The sequence below is a fragment of the Chitinivibrionales bacterium genome (assembly GCA_014728215.1).
GTDB lineage: Bacteria > Fibrobacterota > Chitinivibrionia > Chitinivibrionales > WJKA01 > WJKA01.
Genome location: WJLZ01000058.1, coordinates 1 through 2,736, shown reverse-complemented (window position 1 = coordinate 2,736; position 2,736 = coordinate 1). Strand labels below are relative to the sequence as shown.

Annotated in this window: 3 protein-coding genes; all 3 read right to left on the bottom strand. The window is 39.0% G+C overall.

Features of this window, described 5'->3' with window-relative positions; all coding sequences use genetic code 11:
* Positions 1 to 345: 345 nt before the first annotated feature.
* The gene (locus GF401_03960) at positions 346 to 963 is read right to left on the bottom strand and encodes a hypothetical protein (GenBank protein MBD3344201.1); all 618 of its coding nucleotides are present in this window, start codon (positions 961 to 963) and stop codon (positions 346 to 348) included.
* Between the two features lie 221 nt (positions 964 to 1,184).
* The gene (locus GF401_03955) at positions 1,185 to 2,378 is read right to left on the bottom strand and encodes a PorV/PorQ family protein (protein ID MBD3344200.1); all 1,194 of its coding nucleotides are present in this window, start codon (positions 2,376 to 2,378) and stop codon (positions 1,185 to 1,187) included.
* 22 nt (positions 2,379 to 2,400) lie between these two features.
* A partial coding sequence (locus tag GF401_03950) for a VOC family protein (protein ID MBD3344199.1) occupies positions 2,401 to 2,736 on the bottom strand: 336 nt, incomplete at its 5' end.

Here is a 2,736-nt window from a genome sequence, read left to right as displayed (position 1 = left end):
GGGTCTTGTCCAATAAACATTTGGTTCAGTCGTTCTGTAAGGTGCCGTATGGCCCGTGGAATCCGAAACCCATAGACCGGGATAGGGGTCTTCAATACCTTGAACGTGACCAATAGTCGTAAGGTCTAATCTGGCACCTGCTGAGATGTGTGGATCGTCATTTGATGGTACAACGCGAATTCTGCTTGACGGCACTACTCCCTCGAGTGTCATGTTTCTAAGCATGTAAGATGTACCAACTTCACACGATGTAGTAAGCAAAATTAGAAGAATCGATAATGCAAAGAGCGCCTTCAGGGCGGTTTCATACTTTTTCATGCTTGCCTCACTTCCGATTATGATAATCTACTGGATACTGAAATTTAGGCTAATCCTATAATTGTCATGAGGGATATTTGATATCCAGATACTTTTGCACTTTTCATTTTCTTCGTATGCCATATAATTGGTACTCCAATTATTGCCCGAATGTGATTGTCCGGAGATTGTGCCATACCACCAATTGTCTGGTGTTCCACCAAACAATGAAATTCCGTCGGAGCTATTGTCTTTGTAGTTTTGAGTATAGCTCAACGAGCCGGAATCACAAGGATGCACAAAGAATGAATCTATAGGAGCTCCTGTTCTAACAAACAGCTGCATCAGTGAATCACGTATAGTGCTATCTGCCTCATCGGCTTCTTCTAAAGTTATCGAGGAAATTGTGTCCGCCGAGTAAAGATATGCCTTTAATGAACAGCAATACGCGAAGGAATTTTCAGTAAGTGTCATAGTTGCGTCGCCGATTTCTTCTGACTCAAGTGCTTGTATTTGTCCGTTTCCACGGGTGTATATGTATGTCATGGAGGATGTAATCCAAGGCTGGTTTAGATTGAGGTCAGGAAAAGCATTTTCATCATCTGAACAGGCGAGAAATAAGGCGAAGCAGAACAGCATGCATAACGACCAAAAGCTTCTATTCATACTAACTCCCTTCTGTAAAAATTTTATCGAATTTAACTAGTTTTTGCCTCATTTTTGCTTCGGCGGCGGCATCTTTCAGTCTTTGCATGGCCCGGTTTATTGCGCACAACGTTTTGCGCCACTCGCCCGAAGTTTACGGAACGCAGTGGAGTAAATTTTGGGCTGGCGCTGTTAGGCGATGTATGTCCCCCGGTTTTGTCTTTTACTCTTCGCGCCCCGTCTTAATATTTTATCCACCATCTTTTATCTTTCTTACTCCAATTTAGAGCTCTTGTAATCGAAACGGAAAAACCATAATTTGGTTCGTCAATGTCGTATTCATCATCATCAAACGACCAAAAAATGTCAAAATTGAAATGATTGAATAGGGATAAACCTGTTCCAAATGATATCCCATTTATTCCTTCTTCATTTCCTTTTAAAATTCTTTGATAGCCAACCCTGATTGGAAAAGTACCTAAGAAAAACAACTCAATTCCTGTCAATATGTTTCCATTATTTTTTAGATGAGAATCACCAAAAACTTTACGATAGCTTAATTCTGTTGACAGTTTTAAAAGTTTTAATTTGCCGTAATAATAATCATCGATATATCCAGTTCCTATTCCTATTAGCGATGGTTGGCTATTATTACTAAGTGTTGAATCTTTGTCTTTCCATTTAATGTCTGTACCGATATTTTTTATTACAAATCCCAAACGCAATCTATCAAATAGTTGCAGTAGATATCCTGCGTCGAACGAAAATGCATGTCCATAGTATTTCTCTCCGTCATTCTTAGTGCCCATGGGTGAACGATAGTACTTTAGTCCAACTCCTACGGAATTGGATAGAAATGATTTTTTGTAGAAACAATAACCTGCTCCAGCTGCAATCACATAATCATAAGAATACCAAGTGTCCACAATGCTACCATTCATATCTATTTCATTTATTTCTCCAGCGGCTATGTGGTTCAGATAAAGAGAGAATCCCATATTTTTTATTTCATCTTGCTGCCAATTGATCGAATAATATGATTTAACAATATCAATAATCATAGGTTCTCGATAATATTGTATCTCACCTTTGTTCCATCTAAAATTTTCCAGTCCCAATATCGCTGGATTAAAAAACAAAGCAGTTCCGTCACTTGATATGGTGTATCCAGTCCTTCCCATCGCCAATGACCTTGCACCAATTGGATTAGTTAATACTGTTTGTCCATCAGAAAGGATATTTAGAATTAATATTATTATTAGGGGCGCGATTTTTTTTGATTTCATTCTTTGCCTTTCAAAACCGGGGGGCATATTTCGCCTAACGTTCCGGCCAACATACGCAGGTTTGCGAAGTGTCAACGGAGCAAACTTTTGTATTTGGCCTGTTGTTTGTCTGTAGGATTTTAATACACGGCCTATAATATTCAGGCCCATGGACGGGCCTGCTACCTTTAGATTATTCCATCGGTGTACAAATCTCTACTATTGTTCCAAAATCATCGCTAACATAAGCAACTGTCTGTCCCCAAGTTTTTTGTTCTGGTTTTTTGAGCTCTTTGGCACCATTTTCAATTGCCTTTTTAAAAGCACCTTCAACATCGTTGGTAGAAAATGCTATTTCGAAACAATTCTTCATGCCATGTATCGCATCAATACCAAGATTCATCTTTAGCATTTCATTGTTTGCGAACGACAAGGTTGTTTCACCGCTTTTCATCTCAGCATACATGTTCGACTCATGAATGAATTTGGTTTCTAACCCAAATGCTTTACTATAAAACTCAGTTGCCTT

Excerpts from the sequence above, each read along its gene's own strand:
- GF401_03960 (MBD3344201.1), bottom strand. The coding sequence starts at position 963 with ATGAATAGAAGCTTTTGGTCGTTATGCATGCTGTTCTGCTTCGCCTTA.
- GF401_03955 (MBD3344200.1), bottom strand. The coding sequence starts at position 2,378 with ATGGGCCTGAATATTATAGGCCGTGTATTAAAATCCTACAGACAAACA.